General features: G+C 40.3%; 16 protein-coding genes. 8 read left to right on the top strand and 8 right to left on the bottom strand.

What is annotated here, in order from left to right; all coding sequences use genetic code 11:
- Nucleotides 1-144: 144 nt before the first annotated feature.
- Together HT732_RS08535 and HT732_RS08530 are read right to left on the bottom strand one after the other, a co-directional pair.
- Complete coding sequence (locus HT732_RS08535) at nucleotides 145-2,112, bottom strand: peptide ABC transporter substrate-binding protein (RefSeq protein ID WP_050222427.1); 1,968 nt, start codon at nucleotides 2,110-2,112, stop codon at nucleotides 145-147.
- 275 nt (nucleotides 2,113-2,387) lie between these two features.
- Entirely contained in the window at nucleotides 2,388-3,998 is a 1,611-nt protein-coding gene (locus tag HT732_RS08530) for an alpha-glucosidase (protein ID WP_173254609.1), read from the bottom strand.
- 152 nt (nucleotides 3,999-4,150) lie between these two features.
- On the opposite strand from HT732_RS08530, the gene HT732_RS08525 reads away from it, so the two are divergent.
- Nucleotides 4,151-5,635 carry a DUF1846 domain-containing protein gene (locus HT732_RS08525; protein ID WP_173254608.1) on the top strand — a complete coding sequence of 495 codons (1,485 nt, stop codon included), beginning with the start codon at nucleotides 4,151-4,153 and terminating at the stop codon, nucleotides 5,633-5,635.
- A 94-nt stretch (nucleotides 5,636-5,729) separates the two neighbouring features.
- The gene (locus tag HT732_RS08520) at nucleotides 5,730-6,212 is read left to right on the top strand and encodes an S-ribosylhomocysteine lyase (RefSeq protein ID WP_000032562.1); all 483 of its coding nucleotides are present in this window, start codon (nucleotides 5,730-5,732) and stop codon (nucleotides 6,210-6,212) included.
- Between the two features lie 61 nt (nucleotides 6,213-6,273).
- Here the strand turns inward: HT732_RS08520 and HT732_RS08515 are convergent, their stop codons facing one another.
- The 5 genes from HT732_RS08515 to rsmH form a co-directional block, all read right to left on the bottom strand.
- Nucleotides 6,274-8,379, bottom strand: a complete 2,106-nt coding sequence (locus HT732_RS08515) for an ATP-dependent Clp protease ATP-binding subunit (protein ID WP_173254607.1) — start codon at nucleotides 8,377-8,379, stop codon at nucleotides 6,274-6,276.
- 542 nt (nucleotides 8,380-8,921) lie between these two features.
- On the bottom strand, nucleotides 8,922-9,902 hold the full coding sequence (gene mraY, locus HT732_RS08510) for a phospho-N-acetylmuramoyl-pentapeptide-transferase (RefSeq protein ID WP_173254606.1): 981 nt from the start codon (nucleotides 9,900-9,902) through the stop codon (nucleotides 8,922-8,924).
- Between the two features lies 1 nt (nucleotide 9,903).
- A complete protein-coding gene (pbp2X, locus tag HT732_RS08505; protein WP_173254605.1) occupies nucleotides 9,904-12,156 on the bottom strand; it encodes a penicillin-binding protein PBP2X in 2,253 nt (750 codons plus the stop codon).
- A 3-nt stretch (nucleotides 12,157-12,159) separates the two neighbouring features.
- Nucleotides 12,160-12,477: a cell division protein FtsL gene (gene ftsL / locus HT732_RS08500; protein WP_050973699.1), complete on the bottom strand. Its 318-nt coding sequence runs from the start codon at nucleotides 12,475-12,477 to the stop codon at nucleotides 12,160-12,162.
- A gap of 11 nt (nucleotides 12,478-12,488) precedes the next feature.
- Nucleotides 12,489-13,439 (bottom strand): 16S rRNA (cytosine(1402)-N(4))-methyltransferase RsmH, encoded by a 951-nt coding sequence (gene rsmH, locus HT732_RS08495; RefSeq protein WP_173254604.1) that lies wholly within the window; start codon nucleotides 13,437-13,439, stop codon nucleotides 12,489-12,491.
- 167 nt (nucleotides 13,440-13,606) lie between these two features.
- Between rsmH and HT732_RS08490 the strand changes: the two genes are divergently transcribed.
- The 6 genes from HT732_RS08490 to HT732_RS08465 are packed head-to-tail and all read left to right on the top strand — an operon-like array spanning nucleotide 13,607 to nucleotide 16,032.
- Nucleotides 13,607-13,801, top strand: coding sequence for a helix-turn-helix transcriptional regulator (locus HT732_RS08490; RefSeq protein ID WP_001082470.1), 195 nt, complete (start codon nucleotides 13,607-13,609; stop codon nucleotides 13,799-13,801).
- 15 nt (nucleotides 13,802-13,816) lie between these two features.
- Nucleotides 13,817-14,359 (top strand): DUF3278 domain-containing protein, encoded by a 543-nt coding sequence (locus HT732_RS08485; RefSeq protein ID WP_000712337.1) that lies wholly within the window; start codon nucleotides 13,817-13,819, stop codon nucleotides 14,357-14,359.
- A 10-nt stretch (nucleotides 14,360-14,369) separates the two neighbouring features.
- Nucleotides 14,370-14,618 carry a hypothetical protein gene (locus HT732_RS08480; RefSeq protein WP_173254603.1) on the top strand — a complete coding sequence of 83 codons (249 nt, stop codon included), beginning with the start codon at nucleotides 14,370-14,372 and terminating at the stop codon, nucleotides 14,616-14,618.
- A 9-nt stretch (nucleotides 14,619-14,627) separates the two neighbouring features.
- Entirely contained in the window at nucleotides 14,628-14,954 is a 327-nt protein-coding gene (locus HT732_RS08475; protein ID WP_173254602.1) for a hypothetical protein, read from the top strand.
- Between the two features lie 26 nt (nucleotides 14,955-14,980).
- A complete protein-coding gene (locus HT732_RS08470) occupies nucleotides 14,981-15,559 on the top strand; it encodes a DUF3278 domain-containing protein (protein WP_173254601.1) in 579 nt (192 codons plus the stop codon).
- Nucleotides 15,556-16,032, top strand: a complete 477-nt coding sequence (locus HT732_RS08465; protein ID WP_173254600.1) for a glutathione peroxidase — start codon at nucleotides 15,556-15,558, stop codon at nucleotides 16,030-16,032. Before HT732_RS08470 ends, HT732_RS08465 begins: the two co-directional genes overlap by 4 nt.
- A gap of 369 nt (nucleotides 16,033-16,401) precedes the next feature.
- Here HT732_RS08465 and HT732_RS08460 read toward each other — a convergent pair whose 3' ends face one another.
- On the bottom strand, nucleotides 16,402-17,874 hold the full coding sequence (locus HT732_RS08460; protein ID WP_173254599.1) for a peptide MFS transporter: 1,473 nt from the start codon (nucleotides 17,872-17,874) through the stop codon (nucleotides 16,402-16,404).
- Nucleotides 17,875-18,242: the final 368 nt, after the last annotated feature.

The following is an 18,242-nucleotide window of genomic DNA, read 5'->3' as shown; positions in this document are numbered from 1 at the left end:
GAGAATGAAAGTTTATAAATCTTGGTTATAAAAAAACAAAGGATTTCTGCCTTTCATACAGTCCTCCCTTGTTTTTATGCGATTTATCATTTAAATATCAATGAATTAACTGATAACCTAACGAAAGCAAGATTCTCATTCACATTATTTTATGTGCTTTTCTAAATCCTTTTGATACTGAGCATTCGATTCCAGTTTTTCCTTTTGCCACTTTTTGAAGGCCGCATCATACTCTTTAGTTGTCACAATATCATTTTGAAGTTCCATTCCTTTAAAAATAAATGGATCCCCCTTAATACCGACCTGTGAATAAGCTTTGGTAAATGGAACAGTACGACTAACCATAGGAGAGCCCCCTGAAGAAGCAACTGGAATAAGAAGTGAACTATCAGTAACCCAAGCCTGTGCTTTGGCATACTTTTCGTATCGTTTATCAAGATTACTTGTCTCAGAAGCCGCATCATCCAAGAGCTTCTTGTATTCATCCAAGCCAACTTTCGCCACAACTTCAGGATCCTTGCCCTTTGTTATACCTAGATGTTTCAAGGCAGAACCCTTCTTAGCATCTAAAATATTGAGATAGGTTGCTGGATCTTGGTAATCTGGTCCCCAACCTGTTCCGTTCAAATCATAATCTTTTTGGGTTGGAACTTTAGCTTGAGAAGTAATACTTTCCTTCTCATTATCTGTCATTTGAAGAACATCTATAATGACATTCTCCGTTCCAAGCGTTTCTTCAATTGATTGTTTTAGCGAATTGGTTTGTTGAACCGCAACTACATCAGTTTGCTCAACAGGCACATCCAAATGAATCGGGAAACTCACTCCCTTAGCTTGCAATTCTGACTTCGCTTTTTCAAATGCAGATTTAGCCTTTGTTGGATTGTAAATTGTATCCTTACCATCTGTGAGAGTCACATCTTTCCACTGTTCTCCATATTTCAGTAGTTCATCCTGAGCCAACTGTCCGAAGGTCTTCCCAGCTACTTGAACGTAATTATCTGGCACTAGACTATTACGAATAATCTTATCCGCACCCTCTTCACCGTTTAATTGAGCTGTATAGGCGTGGCGATTGAAGGCAAAATTAAGAGCCTGACGGAAGTTCTTATTGAGAAGAGCTTCTTTTGTTGATGTTTTTTGTGACTCATCTGTTTTAGCTGTTTTATTGTAAGACTGGCGGTTTACGTTCACAGTGAGGTAGTAGCTTGTTGCCTCTTGTGGACTATAGACAATCTTATCTCCGTACTCTTTCTTAGTTGATTCAAAGTTTGAACTTGCTGGAAAAAGACGTGCAGTGGTATAGGCACCTTGTGTAAAGCTACGAATTAAGGATTCTTGATCTGAACCATCATAGAATGTCAATTTAACATTATCAATTTTGACATTGTCCTTATCCCAATAGTTAGGATTTTTTTCATATTCAATCACAGATTTAGAAATCAAAGATTTCAAAAAATATGGGCCATTGTAAAGAATACTTGATGGAGTTGGCGCTCCGTAATCCTTGCCTGTTGCATTCAAAAATTCTTCATTTACAGGAAGCATGGTTGCTGTGGTTACTTTAGAGTTCCAAAAACTTTCCGGGTTATTAAGGGTATATTCTACCGTATAATCATCAAGAGCCTTCACACCTACAGTTGAGAAGTCGTTTGTCTCACCACTAACATAAGCCTCTAATCCTTTGATGGATTTCTCAACCAAAGAAAGACCATCGGATTTTCCGTCTGCCGCATGTTTCAGACCTGTAACAAAATCCTGAGCCTTAACTTCTGCATACTCCTCTCCTTCAGAAGTATACCACTTCACACCTTTACGTAATTTGTAAGTATAAGTCAAGCCATCTTTAGAAACTGACCAATCCTCTGCTAGAGAAGGAATGAGATTCCCATATTTATCATTCTCTAAAAGACCGTCGACGACATTACCTATTACGTCAGAAGTTGAACTTTTACTTGTAAGGCTATAATCCAAGGATGATGGATCAACTGCATAAACATAAGAGAATGTTTTGGGAGCATCTGCATTCTTTTCACTTTTCCCACAAGCTGTTAAAAGGATGGCTGTGCTCAAGGTCACTCCTGCTCCTAAGAGCCACTTTTTCGATTGCATAAATAATCTCCTTTAAAATAGTATTTTCACTATTATACCCTATTTTTTTATAAATGCAAGACTTCTTGTAGAATTTGTTAGAAAATTCTAACAAATGTTTTTATAAGAGTTTTTTATACAACTTTTAGCAAAAAGAGGCTGGGAAAAAAGTCTTTAAAACAAAAAACGCATAATATCAAGTCAGTACAATGAAAACCTTGGTACTATGCGTTTTATTGTGGGAAGATTTACTTCATTTTCTCCTGAAGTCGAGTTTTTGCCCAATCTCTCTCATTTTAGTCAGTCAATTCCACACAGAAAGCATCCCATGGAGCCAAGATTTGTTTTTCAAAGACTTCTTGAGCTAGGGTGTTTTCAATCAAGACAGATTTGACATTTCCTTCTACTACAAAGACTTGCTCTTCAGTGGACAAGTTGACCACAACTAGGAAGCGGCGGGCACCGTCCTTACGGATATAGGCGAAGACCTTGTCAGTTGTTTCCAAGAGTTCAAAGTCAGCTCGAATCAGCCAGCTATTCTCCTTACGGATTTGAACCAGCTTCTGATAAGTATAAAAAATAGAATCTGGATTTGCCAGCGCTTCTTGAACGTTGATTGTTGGATAGTTTGGATTCACTGCTAACCAAGGTTGACCTGTTGAGAAACCAGCATTTTTGCTCTCGTCCCATTGCATAGGGGTACGGGCATTGTCACGTCCAATGACACGGATACTGTCCATGATTTCTTCCATCGGAACACCTTTTTCAAGAGCTTCACGCGCATAGTTAAGAGATTCAATATCTTCTACTTGGTCCAGCGTTTCAAAGGGATAGTTGGTCATCCCAATCTCCTCACCTTGGTAGATATAAGGAGTTCCTCTCATGAGATGAAGTAAGATTGCAAAGGCTTTGGCAGATTTTTCGCGGTATTCTTGGTCATTTCCCCAGATTGAGACGATACGAGGGAGGTCATGATTGTTCCAGAAGAGGGAATTCCAGCCGTCCTCAACGCCTAACTCTGTCTGCCATTTGTTGAAGATTTCTTTTAACTTAGGAATATTCAGTTCTTTTTGATAGTGCCACTTAGGCTGACCTTCCTGATACTGAAGACCGATATGTTCAAAATGGAAGACCATAGACAATTCTTGCCCCTTTGGGTCAGAGTAGAGCTTGGCAATCTCTGGCGTTGCTCCCCAGGTTTCCCCTACTGTCAAGAGATTCTTAGCTCCAAAGGTGGCCTGATTCATTTCCTTGAGATAGGGATGGAGCATAGGACCATTATTGACTACTTTCTCGTCAGGAATTTTCCCAATCATGTCAATAACATCCATACGGAAACCGCCAATGCCTTTATCAATCCAAAAGTTCATCATCTCATAAATTTTCTGACGAAGTTTTTCATTTTCCCAGTTGAGATCGGGCTGTTTTTTACTGAAAAAGTGAAGATAGTATTGACCTGACTTTTCATCGTATTCCCAAGCAGAGCCACTAAAGATAGAATCCAAATCATTGGGCTCATCGCGCCAGATATAGTAGTCTCGCTCAGGGCTGTTAGGATTTTCACAGGCCTCGACAAACCAAGCATGTTCATCCGAGGTATGATTGACCACCAAGTCCATGATGATACGAATGTCACGCTTCTTAGCTTCCGCGATCAGTTGGTCCATATCCTCCATAGTTCCAAAAATAGCTGCAATCGCTTGATAATCAGCAATATCATAGCCATTATCATCCATAGGACTGTCATAAACGGGAGAAAGCCAAATCGCTGTAATCCCCAGCTTGGCTAGATAGTCTAACTTACTGGTAATTCCTGGCAAATCGCCAATTCCATCTCCGTTGCTATCCATAAAACTCTTTGGATAGACTTGATAGACTACGGCATTGTGCCACCATTTTTCTTGCATTTTCTTACCTCATTATCTTCATAATCTATAGTCTATGATAGCGCTTTTCAGAGTTTTGTGCAAGCGTTTGCCTAATCTTTTTGATTCCTTTTTTAAGTCCATAGTTTCCTAACTTCCAATTTTTTATTATAATAGAGGTCAGAGGTAAAAAAATGAAAAAACAAGCTTTTAGTTCTGAACAATATTTGAATCTACAGCGCGACCACATTTTGGAGCGCATTAACCAATTTGACGGCAAGCTCTACTTGGAGTTTGGTGGCAAAATGTTAGAAGATTTCCACGCTGCTCGCGTCCTTCCTGGTTATGAGCCTGACAACAAAATCAAACTCTTGCAAGAATTGAAAGAGCAGGTTGAGGTTGTGATTGCCATTAATGCTAGCAACATCGAACATTCTAAAGCACGTGGTGACTTAGGCATTTCTTATGACCAAGAAGTTCTTCGTCTGATTGATAAATTCAATGAATTAGGAATTTTTGTTGGCTCTGTTGTCATCACACAGTACGCTGGCCAACCAGCTGCAGATGCCTTCCGCAACCAGCTTGAGAAAAATGGAATTGATTCTTATCTTCATTATCCAATCAAAGGATATCCGACGGATATGGACCACATCATTTCTCCTGAAGGTATGGGGAAAAACGACTACATCAAAACCAGTCGCAACTTGATTGTCGTAACTGCTCCTGGACCTGGTTCTGGAAAATTGGCAACCTGTATGTCAAACATGTACCACGACCAAATCAATGGTATCAAGTCTGGTTACGCTAAATTTGAAACCTTCCCAGTTTGGAATCTTCCCCTTCATCATCCAGTCAACTTGGCCTACGAGGCTGCCACAGCTGACCTTGATGATGTCAACATGATTGACCCCTTCCATCTCCAAACCTACGGAGAAACCACTGTCAACTACAACCGTGATATCGAAATCTTCCCAGTGCTCAAGCGCATGTTAGAACGTATCCTTGGTAAATCTCCATACGCTTCTCCGACAGATATGGGTGTCAACATGGTTGGTTTTGCTATTACTGATAACGACGCTGCTATCGAAGCTTCTAAACAAGAAATCATCCGTCGCTACTATCAAACTGTTCTTGATTTCAAAGCCGAAAAAGTTGGCGAAGCAGCTGTCAAGAAAATTGAGTTGCTCATGAACGACCTCGGTATCACACCTGCAGACCGTAAGGTTGCTGTTGCTGCACGCCAAAAAGCAGAAGAAACTGGCGGACCAGCCCTAGCCCTTGAATTGCCAAGCGGAGAAATTGTCACTGGTAAGAACTCAGAACTCTTTGGTCCTACAGCCGCTGCCTTGATCAACGCCATCAAGAAATCAGCTAACATTGCCAAGGAAGTAAAACTAATCGAACCTGAAGTTGTTAAGCCAATCCAAGGTCTTAAAATCGATCATCTCGGTAGCCGCAATCCACGCCTGCATTCAAATGAAATTTTGATTGCACTTGCCATCACAGCTACAGAAAATTCTGATGCTGCTCGTGCTATGGAAGAACTTGGCAACCTCAAAGGAAGCGAAGCCCACTCAACCATCATCTTGACTGATGAAGATAAGAATGTCCTTCGTAAACTGGGTATCAACGTAACCTTTGACCCTTACTACCAATACGACCGCTTGTATCGTAAATAACGATTCAAACCTCTCCACAGTCGGAGAGGTTTTCTCTCTGTCTCAGGAGCAACCTTTATGATATAATGAAAGAAGAAAACTGAAAGGATTTACCATGTCAAAAGAAGTTATTGTTGAAAGTTTTGAACTTGACCACACCATTGTCAAAGCACCCTATGTTCGCTTGATCGGGGAAGAAACAGGGCCAAAGGGAGATGTCATCTCCAATTATGATATTCGTTTAGTGCAACCCAATGAAGACTCGATCCCTACTGCCGGCCTTCACACTATCGAGCACCTCTTGGCCAAACTCATCCGTACCCGCATTGACGGCATGATTGACTGCTCACCATTTGGTTGTCGCACAGGCTTCCACATGATTATGTGGGGGCGCCATACCAGCGCCGAGATTGCAGCTGTTATCAAGGATTCGCTTAAGGAAATCGCTGAAACCACTACTTGGGAAGATGTTCCTGGAACAACCATCGAATCTTGCGGAAACTATAAGGACCACAGCCTCTTCTCTGCTAAAGAATGGGCGAAACTCATCTTGGAACAAGGGATTTCAGATGATGCCTTTGAACGTCATGTGATTTAAACACAAAAAAGGAACCAGTTTTTTCAGCTGGCTCCTTCTTTTTTATTCTCAAAATTCTGTCTTAGGCTTTCTCACGAATAACCAAACCACAATCTTCCATATCTGCTTCTAGGTGTTTGGCATCTAGGTGATCCAAATGGAAGTCTGTGACTTTGTCACGGATTTGTTGTTCAACCACACGACGGAGAGGACGAACACCCATGACTTCGTCATAACCTTCTTCTGTGATACAGTCCTTAGCTGCTTGACTGACTACCAAATCAATCTCTTTCTTGGCCAAGGTTTGGTTGACTTCAGCTAACATCAAATCCACAATCTTAGAAAGGTCTTCCTTCGTCAAGTGTGAGAACTCGATAACTGCATTAAAGCGGTTGAGGAATTCTGGACGGAAGAATGGTTTCAAACGGTCCATCAATTCTGGTTTGTCCGCATCTTCTGTCAAGTTTGCTTCATAACCAAATCCAGCATTTGATGTCGCAATAATGACAGTGTTCTTGAAGTTTACTGTATTTCCTTGACCATCTGTCAAACGACCATCATCTAGAACTTGGAGGAGAAGGGTAATGACTTGAGGGTCAGCCTTTTCAATTTCATCCAAGAGAATGATAGAGTATGGATTGCGACGAACACGTTCTGTCAAGGTATTGCTATTATCATCATAACCCACATATCCTGCTGTTGTACCAATTAACTTAGAAACAGCTGTGCGGTCACTGTATTCAGACATATCCAAACGGATGATTGCGTCCTTAGTTCCAAACATATCAAGCGCCAATTGTTTAGCAAGTTCTGTCTTACCAACTCCAGTTGGACCTACAAAGAGGAAGCTACCAATTGGGCGATTGCCTTCATCAAAACCAGCACGGTTACGACGGATAGCACGAGCAACAGCTTCTACGGCTTTATCTTGACCAATCACCTTGTCTTGCAGACGATGAGCCATATCTTTCAAACGCTCGATGTCTGATGCTCCCATTTGTGACACTGGAATACCGGTCATTCGTTCTACAGATTCAGCCACATCGTTGACACTTGCAGTCACTTTCATATCTTCTGTGTGGTTTTCGATTTTCTTTTCCAATTCTGCGATACGTGTTTTATAGTTTAGAGCTGCTTCAAAATCTTCTGCCTCAACTGCTTTTTCTTGCTTGTCTTTTTCTGCCTCAATTTCACGTTCAACAGCATGAACATCTGTTACTGGATGCTGAGCTGCCAAGTGAGCTGCCGTTACATCTACAAGGTCGATAGCCTTATCTGGCAAGCTACGTTGAGGAATATACTGAACAGAATAATCCACCGCTGCTTTCAAAACTTCGTCTGGCAAGATGACATTGTGGTGTTGTTGATAGAGGTCACGAATTCCTTGAAGGATTTTATATGTATCCTCTGCTGAAGGAGCATTGACCTTGACTTCGTTGAAACGACGAGCAAGGGCTGCATTTTTCAAGATAGTATTACGGTATTCGTCTTGAGTTGTTGCGCCAATCACTGTCAATTCTCCACGAGAGAGAGCTGGCTTGAGAATATCCGCAAGCCCCTTAGAACCACTGTCACCTCCAGTAGATCCAGCACCGAGGATTTGGTGAATTTCATCAAAGAAGAGGATAATATTCCCTGCTTCTTTCACTTCATTGACTAGGTTTTGGACATTTTCTTCAAAGCTACCACGATATTGAGTCCCAGCCTCAAGACCTGAGATGTCAATGGAAATAATTTCCTTGTTCTTAATGGCTGCTGGAACATCTCCGTTCACAATGGCTTGTGCTAGACCTTCGACAACTGCTGTCTTACCAACACCTGCATCTCCGACCAAAACAGGATTATTCTTGATTCGACGTGAGAGGATTTCAGACGTTTCTTGAATTTCCTTGTTTCGTCCGATAACAGGATCCAACTTGCCCTCACGCGCTTCTGCAGTCAAGTTTCGACCTAGTTTAGCAAGGACACCATCTTGTTTTATACCTGAAGCCTGTTGTTGCATTTGTCCATTAGCTTCTACATTCCCTTGCAATTGACCGGTTGCACGATAGTGAGCAAATTCTTCAGGTGTCACTTCTCGTCCATTAATCAAGTAACGGCGATTTTCAGAACTATATCCTCGCATACCACCCATCAATTGGTTAAATAAATCATCCATGTTATTAAAATTATTAAAGTTGTTGTTCATATTCTTTACCTCTTTTTGTTTACTTAGTTATGATTACTGATATTGACTATCTTTGACCTTTGTTTTAAAAAATTTAGACTAGCTAAATGGCTACTCTAGGTACTATTTCTGGTTTTTCTTTTTCAAGCAGGAGTAGACTATCTTTACTTCTGAAGATTTCTAGATGAAACATAGACCCCACCTCTTTCTATTTTACTTTAAATAAGTGTTCGAGTAAGGCTTTCATTTACCTTACGTTCATAATATACTACATTAGTCAGAAAAGGTCAAATGATTTGACTTTGACTGACCAATATTTTTTTACACTTTTCAAACCACATCAGCTCCGCCTTATCTACAACCTCAAAACCGTGTTTTGAGCAGCCTAAAGCTACTTCCTAGTTTGCTCTTGATTTTCATTGAGTGTAAGTGTTCGAGTAAGGCTTTCATTTACCTTACGTTCATAATATACTACATTAGTCAGAAAAGGTCAAGAGATTTGACTTTAATTGACCAATATTTTTTAGAATGCAAAAACACCCTGAAACATCAGGGTGTCATTCTTATCTCAAATACAAAATTGCTAGGGTCAGTAGACTTGCTAGAAGCCCAACTCCCCAAAAGAAGAAGTCAACCTTCCACTCGCTCCAAGGATTTCCTTTACCAGACAATCCTCCAAGCTCAAAATGGTGATGCACAGGCGTCATACGGAAAATACGTTTACCACCAGTCATTTTGAAATAGCCGACTTGCATCATGACCGAAGTTGTTTCAAAGACATAAACAATTCCGATAATCAAGAGAGTCCATTCTTGGTGGAGAGCCATAGAGATAGCTGCCAGCATTCCACCGAGAGCCAAACTTCCCACATCTCCCATAAAGACCTTGGCAGGCTTATGGTTAAAGACGAAGAAACCGAGCAAGCCACCAATCATGGCAAGAATCACTAGAAGAATATCCATCTGACCTTGCACATAGGCAATAACTCCATAAGCTGACAAACTAATCACAACGGAAATACTAGCCAAACCGTCAATGCCATCTGTCAAGTTGACCGCGTTTGAAAAACCGACTAGCCAGAAAAGGGCGAAAAGAATATAGAAAATCCCTAGATGCACTTGGTAACCAAAGACTGAAAGCATATCGCCCCCACGCTCATAGAAAAGATAGAAGATAACTCCACCTAGAAGCTGAAGAGCCAATTTCTGCTTGGGATTTAGCCCCTCATTGATTTTGCGAAAAACCTTGAGAAAGTCATCTAAAAATCCAACCAAGCCATACAAGACCAAGATAAACAAAATCATTCCCACATTATTGCTGAATTGGCTACTAAATAGGGCGAAAAAGAAAGCAACCAAAACAGAAGTAATTAAGAAAACCAAACCTCCCATTGTAGGAGTCCCAGCTTTTGCCTGATGCTGTTTAACATCCTCATGCATCTGCTGGCCTGTAATTTGCGCCTTTCTATAAAATTGGATAAAGGCTGGAATTCCTACCAAAGTTAGTAAAAATGTCACAATTCCAGCACTGATGGAAATAAACATATTAGTCTCCTAAAGTTAATGTAATTTTTTTAATGTCCTTGATAGCTGTATTAGCACGAACATCTTGCTTCTGCACAGTAGAGCCTGAACCTTCAAATACAAGTTCTATATTTAACCACTTAGAAAAAGCTTCTGCGGTTGCTTTTGTCCAACCATACATATCTGGAACTTCCTCTGCTTTATCAGATAAGAGGAGAACTTGCTGGTTAGGTGCAAGATCTGTCCCTTCTTCTACAGATGATTCTTTAATCTTTGTTCCTGTTCCCACAACGATTGGTTGCACAATATTGCGACGTAAGGCTTCCGCCAAATCACCGGGTGAAATATCCTTAATGCTAGGCATGGCATAAACGCTTTGATTGGTTACATGATCTAACGTTTTAGCGGTAGATTGCAGGTTAAGGGAATCTTTCATAGCCACTGCCCTTTCCAAAATAGGATTGGCAAATTCTCCCAACTGGATACCTGCATAATGCTCAGGCTGTTGAACCGTCACATAGAGAATAAAATCAGGATTTTCAGCAGGGTTCATCGACACAGCCGAAAAAATGTAATTGGTCGTACCAACTAAGTAACCTCCATTTTTCTCATCGGCAATCTGGGCCGTACCGGACTTGAGGGCGACATTTTGACCAGGAACAGTTACAGTTGGCTTGCCTGTGCTGTGGTTATACATGGTTCCATAAACTGGATCTGTTCCTACCAAAACCATGTTGGTTCGAGTTAGACTGGCTGCATCTTTAGAAACAGGATTTCCTACAATCTCTTTTTGAGATTTCCGAACAGATTGGTCATTTGGGTCATACAAGGCACTGATAAATTTAGGTTCTAGCATGACGCCATCATTGGCAATAGCGGTAAAGGCACGAATCATTTGCGTCTGGGTCACTGAAATCCCTTGCCCAAATGAGCTTTGCCCAATGCTGACAATATTATCCGCAGGAAGTTGCCCAGCATACTCATCCGTCAAACCGAAACGGGTCGGAACACCAAATTTAAAGCGATTAAGATAATCAAGCCAGGTAGCATCTCCCATCTTTTTCTCAAGAAGGGTCATCCCAACGTTACTTGAGTGAGCGAACCCTTGAGAAAAGGTCATCATTCCTCCGACAGTTAATCCTTCATTGACGTCCCAATCTCGGGTAGTAACATCTGCTACTTTTAACTCACTACTATTGAAAACTTCTCCTCCTGGGAAAGTATTATTATCAATAGCAGCAGCGAGCGTCATGACCTTCATGGGTGACCCTGGCTCATAGTTACTTTGATAGAGGATATCACGCCAAACAAAGTCCTTGGTAAGTCCTTCCTTAGTATCGGCATCAAAGGTTGGTCTCTGCGTCGTTGCAAGAATCTCCCCCGTTTTAGCACTAACCAAGGTAGCCGTCATATACTTGCCTTTTACTTTTTCTTGAAAGGCATTCATCTGTGTCTCCATGAAGGACTGAAGGGTGCTGGAAATAGTTGTATAAACATCCTTGCCATCTACCGTTTGCTGGGAAACTTGTTCTGTTCCGGGGACAATATTACCCAGACGATCTTTTTCATAGGTAATAATACCGTCTTTCCCTGCAAGAATACTATTCAAGGAACTCTCCATCCCAGAAGTTCCCAGCAAACTCTTGCTACCATCCTCATTTTCATGGAGTTGAGCTAAACCAATAAAACTAGAAGCGAATTGTCCATTTGGATAGCTTCTGTTTGGGCTAGTTGTAAAATCAATCCCCTTGACCTCTGCAGTTTCCAACTCTTTTTTGATAGCCATCATATTGGCATAGGTAATCCCATTTCCCTTTGCTCCAAAGGAAACTTGCTTGAGATTAGGTTGCGAGAGTTGCTCTCTTACATAAGATTCTTCCATGTCCAGATACTTATGAAAGACCTCTGCAACCTTGTTAAATTGTGTTTTTTCTACGTAAAGAATCTTACCCGTTGCTGACTTATAGTTCTCATCAATGACCGCATAGACATTATAAGATGTCGCATCCTCAGCAATCGGGACTCCATTTCGGTCATAAATAGTCCCACGTTTGGCAGGAACTGTACGGGTGGTTTGATGAACCTTCTTAGCTTCCTTCGCTAAATCTGTTCCAAAGCGAGTGCCCGTCCCAATAATGACCGCAAAATTGACTAAAAAAACGGCAAAAACAAAGACAGATAATAAACTCAGACTTTTTCCAACTCTGCGTCTGTTTTCAGCCGGCGATTTCCGATTTTTGGTCGCATAACGGATTACTTTTTTTGTCCACTTCATATCTTACTCCGCTATTCGAATATTTTCATTGTTTAATTGCAAATCGTGTGAATTGGCAATTTCTTTCAAACGTTCTGCACGTAATAGTTCATTGACCTCTTGCTTAGCATCGTCCAATTCGGTCTTCTTTTCCTCTATCTGCGCATTGATTTTTGTCAAATCATTCTGCACTTGCAAGAGCTTGGTCTGCATAAAAATAATACTAATGGCTACAATAAGAGTGGTTACAGCAATGGAAAAGTAAAAAGCTTTTTCCACACGCGAAAACCGTTTAAGTTGCATCTGTAGTATTTGACCTGTTTTTTCCATTCTTTCTGTCATCTTTTTTCCTCTTACTTGTGAATTTTTCTGGCCACGCGCAACTTGGCTGAGTGCGAGCGGTTATTGGCTTCTAATTCTTCTGCACTTGGCAAGATTGGCTTACGGGACACCAATTCCATCTTAGGCTTGAGATCATCTGGGATGAAGGGCAAGCCTTTTGGAACTTCAACTGTTGAAGCTTCCTTAAACAACTGCTTGGTCAAGCGGTCTTCCAAGGAATGAAAGGTAATCACTGAAATTCTACCATCTAGAGCCAACATCTCCATAGCCTGCTGGATAGATTCATCTGCTGCTCCCAGTTCATCATTGACTTCAATCCGAATAGCCTGGAAAATCTGCTTGGCAGGATGACCCTTCTTCTTGAGTTCCTTGGCAGGTTTGGCCGACTTGATAATTTCTGCCAATTCAGTCGTAGTCTCGATAGGCTTGACGTCACGTGCTTGTTCAATCTTACGCGCAATCTGTTTAGAGAATTTGTCCTCACCATACTTGAAGAAAATACGAACCAAGTCATGATAGTCATAGTGATTCACCACTTCATAGGCTGTCAGACTAGCATCCTGATTCATGCGCATATCCAGTGGCGCGTCCTTTTTATAAGAAAAACCACGCTCACGCTGGTCCAGCTGAGGACTAGACACTCCCAAGTCATAACAAATTCCATCAATTTCCTGAACACCAGCTTCGCGCAAACGTGCCTGTAAATGACGGAAGTTATCCTTGATAAAGGTTACCATCCCTTTTTCGATATAGGGTGCCAAGCGTTTTTGCGCATTGTCAATGGCATTCTGGTCCTGGTCAAAGGCATAGAGATGGCCTTTTTCACTCAATTTACTTAATAAATACTCGCTATGGCCTGCTCCACCCAAAGTCGCATCAACGTAGATACCGTCAGGCTTTATGTCGAGCATATCAATCGTTTCGTGGAGTAAGACCGTTACATGATGAAATTCTTTTGTCATATCTTATCTATTTTACCACAAATCTGACTAGCTTGCACTAGTCAGACAAATAGGCCACAAACAAGTAAGAATTTCTTCAAAAAATATGTCAAAAATACTTGACACTTCATGTTTAAAAGAATATAATGTAGTCAAATATATACGACACAAATCAGAAAGGAGACCAGATGAATCGTGTGAAAGAATTTCGCAAGGAACTAGGTATTTCCCAGCTCGAACTCGCCAAGGATATCGGTGTCTCGAGACAGACCATCAATATGATTGAAAACGACAAGTACAATCCAACCCTGGAACTCTGTCTCAATCTCGCCCGCAGCCTCCAAACTGACCTCAACAGTCTCTTTTGGGAGGATGATTTTTAAAAAAGGAGCCAACTTATGAAAAAAGAAACCTTCACGGAAAAACTGATCAAACGCATTTATGGCATTTCAGGACCACTTGATGAACACAAACGACGCGAGGCTGATCGTATCGGCAATCAAGTCTTTATCATCCTCTTTTATCTGATGACATTTGGAAATCTCATCCCCTTTGTCCTCGCTTATAAATACCCGCAAATTGTCGCTATCGGCTATCCTATTGTGGTATTCGGCATTTCGATGATTTCTGCTCTCTATGTGCTCTCCCAAACCAAAAAAACAGGGATTACAGCTATTGATCCAGATATGCTGAGTGAGAAAGAAAGCAAGCAACTACACTACCCAGGTCTTAAAGTAGGGATAGTCTATGGATTGATGAGTTTTTTTGTAACCCCTCTTCTCCATATACTGCTAGGTGAAAGTCAGGACTATCTTCAGTCTCTTCTCACTTTTAAAAATATTTTTTCAAGTATTCTCCAATCTTTCTTCTTCGGAGTGATTATACAAATTATCATCTCACGTCGCATTGAAAAAGCTAAGAAAGATCAAGATGAGGATTAGGAGGAAACTCATGAAAAAAGAAAAGAAACAGTTACGTTATCCTGGTCTGAAAGCAGGTTCGATTTATGGAACAGTGATATTTTTTATAATTCCACTCATTGATACCCTAACAAGTGAAAATCCAAATTTTATCAGTTCTCTTCTAAATACAAAACATATTTTTAAAACTATACTGGGAGCTTTCTTTTTCGGAGTGATGATACATATTGTCGACTCACTTCGTATTGCAAAAGCTAAGAAAGATCAAGATGAGAATTAGGAGGTGCTTATGAAATCATTACTAACTTTACTTACCTATCATATTTTGTTCAGTTCTCTGCTCATCTTCATCATCGTTTCAGGGAACTTGCCAATCGACGAGACATTCCTCGTGCTAGTCTTTATTCTAGCCCTTAACAAAGGACTGACTTATCTAAAGATTGACTCCCCAAAAACGCGCACACTTAACTTAGCACTATACTTTATGATTCTATCTTTTCCACAACTGATGCTCATATCAAGCGATTGGAAATATTATTTACTGCTGACTATCGCTAGCCTTTCTTCCATCATTTATCTTTATTATCTCTATCAATTCGTAAAAGAAAGTCAGTAAAACCGCTCATTTAGGAGGTTACTAGCATGAAAAAAGAAGACTTCACCACTCGCCTACTTCGAAATCTCTTTCACATCCAAGGTCCTTTTGATGAATGCCGACAAGAAATTATCTATAAAGCTTGTGCCCGTTCCATGGTCCAAATCGTTTATTCTTCCTTCTTTCTCTTCTTGTTTTATCTATTATTTGGACGCTTCATAGAGGTCGTTCGCTATGCCATGCCCTACGTTTACTCTGGACTCATTTTTTTCATTACTTTAAAAACCCAAAGAGCCGTCCAAGAGCTTCATCTTGAAAAGGATGACAAGTCAGAAATCATCCTCAAAACCTACAGCAAAGCCCAAATCAAATTTCGAAGCTGGGTTGTGTTTATCGGTCTTCAGATTGGCCTCTTTACCCTACTCATCTTTCATAAAGTCTTCGTTCAGCAGATGTCCCTTTCAGATTTTGTGAAATTGCTCATGCAATTCGATAAAAGTGTTCCTTTCCTGATGTATGGCCTGATTATCGGTAGCATTTTTGGAACCCTGACCTACGGATTTCTATCCCTACAGGAGGAGAAAACTCCTAAAAATACCAAACAGAAGGAGAAAAGCAAGCAATGACTTCACTATACGATTTTTCAGTCTTCAACCAAGACCATCAAGAAACTCCACTAGATGCCTATCGTGGGAAAGTTCTCTTGGTTGTCAACACTGCTACCGGATGTGGTTTAACGCCCCAGTACCAAGGACTTCAAGAACTCTATGACCGCTATCAAGAACAAGGTTTTGAGATTTTAGACTTCCCTTGCAATCAGTTTATGGGACAAGCACCAGGTAGCCCAGAGGAAATCAACGCCTTCTGTAGCCTACATTATCAGACCACCTTCCCACGTTTTGCCAAGATAAAGGTCAACGGTAAGGAAGCAGATCCTCTCTATGTTTGGTTGAAAGAACAAAAATCTGGCTCACTGGGAAAACGAGTTGAATGGAATTTCGCTAAGTTTCTCATCGGTCGTGATGGGCAAGTCTTTGAACGCTTCTCTTCAAAAACAGACCCAAAACAAATTGAAGAGGCCATACGAACCCTACTATAATTTCACAATCTCACTATGATTAGGTTTCTTTTATCCTAATGAATAGTGAGATTTTTAATTAATACTCTTCGAAAATCTCTTCAAACCACGTCAACGTCGCCTTGCCATATGTATGTTACTGACTTCGTCAGTTTCATCTACAACCTCAAAACAGTGTTTTGACCAACCTGCGGCTAGTTTCCTAGTTTGCTCTTTGATTTTCATTGAGTATTAAATAGAACAAATGAATAAATGTCTACTAGGAATATCATAAACATCATGAGTTTTAATCAAACTAAAAGGACTTAGCCCTGCACAATACAGAACTAAATCCTTTGAATGAATAATTTATCTAACTTTTAGAATTCTTACAGAAATTCCAGTTTTTCTCTATTTGATACCAGACATTAGTTTTTCAATACGTGGAACATAGAAGAGTAAGATAATACCGAATACAATCGTAATTCCTCCAACAATTCCATAGTAAGCCACTTCAGTTTCGCTTGTATAAAATTTTACAATTTGAGCATTGATAGCTTGGGCAGCTGCATTACTCAAGAACCAGATAGACATCATTTGTGCTTGGAAGGATTTTGGTGCTAGCTTAGTAGTGACTGATAGACCAATAGGCGAAATCAACATCTCCCCCACAATCACAATAGCCCAACTCATAATCAACCAGAAAGGACTGACCTTAACATCTGTCCCAAAGAACATCCCTGGTAACATCATCCACAAGAAGGATAAACCCGCCGCAAATAAACCGTAAGCAAATTTCTTAGCGGAGGATGGTTGCTTTTTACCCATTTTCCCCCACAACCACGCAAAAATCGGCACATAAATCATAATGAAAAGGGGATTGATACTTTGGAAAAAGCTAGATGGAAAATGAATCTGATTCCCAAATACATTAAAGTAAAGTTGAGTTTGATCATCCGCAAATAGAGCGAGAACAACAGAACCCTGCTCCTCAATAGACCAGAAGAGTACTCCAGCGATAAATAGAGGAATGTAGGCAAATACTCGAGATCTTTCAGTGGCAGTTATTTTCTGACTAGATAAAATCTTAAAGAAATAGTAGATTGGAATGATTACCGCAATCACTGTAAAGATATTAACAATCATATCCACGTTAAACTGGTGAGTAAAGACTAAACCTATAACCACCAGAATAACCATGACAAGTGTAATCAGCAAGCGTTTAATCAAGGTCTGCTGGTCCTTCTGTGAAAGTGGATCAGTGGGGTAAAGACTTGATTCAGGCAGATATTTCTTCCCATCCAAAACATACTTCACTAGACCAAAGAACATCCCAATAGCAGCTAATGAGAAACCTAGATGGAAATTGACTTCCTGACCTAGATAACCCACTAGATAAGGGGCAACGAAGGCACCTAAGTTAATACCAAAGACAAAGATACTAAAACCTGCATCCCGTCTATCATCCTCTTTCTCATAAATTCCCCCCACCATATCTGAGATATTGGGTTTTAAAAATCCAGTACCAAAGATAATCAAAGCAATAGAAAGATAGAGAGCCACTTGTCCAAAAGGTGTTGCCAAAGCAATATGCCCTAGCATAATCAGAATCCCACCGTAAAAGACAGTCTTACGACTTCCTAAAATACGGTCACTGACAAAACCACCGATAACCGAGGACAAAAATACCAGCGAGCCATAAATCGCCATAACCGATGCAGCTGTGGTCTTATCCATTCCCAATCCACCATCTTGCACACTATAGTACATATAGTAAAGTAGGATAGCTCGCATTCCATAGTAAGAAAAGCGTTCCCACATTTCTGTAAAGAAGAGGGTGGACAAGCCCATAGGATGTCCAAAAAATGTTTTCTGTTTTTCCATATATATTCTCCTTTAACGATATAATAATTCATTTTACAGAATTTTCAAATAAATGTCAAACAAATCCTGTTTGTTTTAGAAAATTTCTGAAAAAATCACACGTCTCATACTTAATTCCATCATAAAACTCCATTTCAGACTAACTTCCACTTCGGTCAGGCAAGCGAAAGTTACTTTGAAAAATCACCTTTAAAAATTTGCTCTTATTTAGTTGAAAAATGTTTTAAACCTCGAAACATACTTATCCTCTCCTCTTCAGTAAACAAAAAACATCCCTATGCCAAACTTGTAATTACTAAAATACAAGCCAATAAGCATAGAGATGTAAAACTGTTACACATTAAAAAATAATAATTAGCAATCAAAGA

The organism is Streptococcus sp. 5346, from assembly GCF_013277455.1.
In the GTDB taxonomy this organism is placed as follows: domain Bacteria; phylum Bacillota; class Bacilli; order Lactobacillales; family Streptococcaceae; genus Streptococcus.
The sequence above is the reverse complement of the archived record's forward strand: the minus strand, read 5'-3'. Positions and strand labels throughout refer to the sequence as shown.

Excerpts from the sequence above, each read along its gene's own strand:
- HT732_RS08535 (WP_050222427.1), bottom strand. The coding sequence starts at position 2,112 with ATGCAATCGAAAAAGTGGCTCTTAGGAGCAGGAGTGACCTTGAGCACA.
- HT732_RS08530 (WP_173254609.1), bottom strand. The coding sequence starts at position 3,998 with ATGCAAGAAAAATGGTGGCACAATGCCGTAGTCTATCAAGTCTATCCA.
- HT732_RS08525 (WP_173254608.1), top strand. The coding sequence starts at position 4,151 with ATGAAAAAACAAGCTTTTAGTTCTGAACAATATTTGAATCTACAGCGC.
- HT732_RS08520 (WP_000032562.1), top strand. The coding sequence starts at position 5,730 with ATGTCAAAAGAAGTTATTGTTGAAAGTTTTGAACTTGACCACACCATT.
- HT732_RS08515 (WP_173254607.1), bottom strand. The coding sequence starts at position 8,379 with ATGAACAACAACTTTAATAATTTTAATAACATGGATGATTTATTTAAC.
- mraY (WP_173254606.1), bottom strand. The coding sequence starts at position 9,902 with ATGTTTATTTCCATCAGTGCTGGAATTGTGACATTTTTACTAACTTTG.
- pbp2X (WP_173254605.1), bottom strand. The coding sequence starts at position 12,156 with ATGAAGTGGACAAAAAAAGTAATCCGTTATGCGACCAAAAATCGGAAA.
- ftsL (WP_050973699.1), bottom strand. The coding sequence starts at position 12,477 with ATGACAGAAAGAATGGAAAAAACAGGTCAAATACTACAGATGCAACTT.
- rsmH (WP_173254604.1), bottom strand. The coding sequence starts at position 13,439 with ATGACAAAAGAATTTCATCATGTAACGGTCTTACTCCACGAAACGATT.
- HT732_RS08490 (WP_001082470.1), top strand. The coding sequence starts at position 13,607 with ATGAATCGTGTGAAAGAATTTCGCAAGGAACTAGGTATTTCCCAGCTC.
- HT732_RS08485 (WP_000712337.1), top strand. The coding sequence starts at position 13,817 with ATGAAAAAAGAAACCTTCACGGAAAAACTGATCAAACGCATTTATGGC.
- HT732_RS08480 (WP_173254603.1), top strand. The coding sequence starts at position 14,370 with ATGAAAAAAGAAAAGAAACAGTTACGTTATCCTGGTCTGAAAGCAGGT.
- HT732_RS08475 (WP_173254602.1), top strand. The coding sequence starts at position 14,628 with ATGAAATCATTACTAACTTTACTTACCTATCATATTTTGTTCAGTTCT.
- HT732_RS08470 (WP_173254601.1), top strand. The coding sequence starts at position 14,981 with ATGAAAAAAGAAGACTTCACCACTCGCCTACTTCGAAATCTCTTTCAC.
- HT732_RS08465 (WP_173254600.1), top strand. The coding sequence starts at position 15,556 with ATGACTTCACTATACGATTTTTCAGTCTTCAACCAAGACCATCAAGAA.
- HT732_RS08460 (WP_173254599.1), bottom strand. The coding sequence starts at position 17,874 with ATGGAAAAACAGAAAACATTTTTTGGACATCCTATGGGCTTGTCCACC.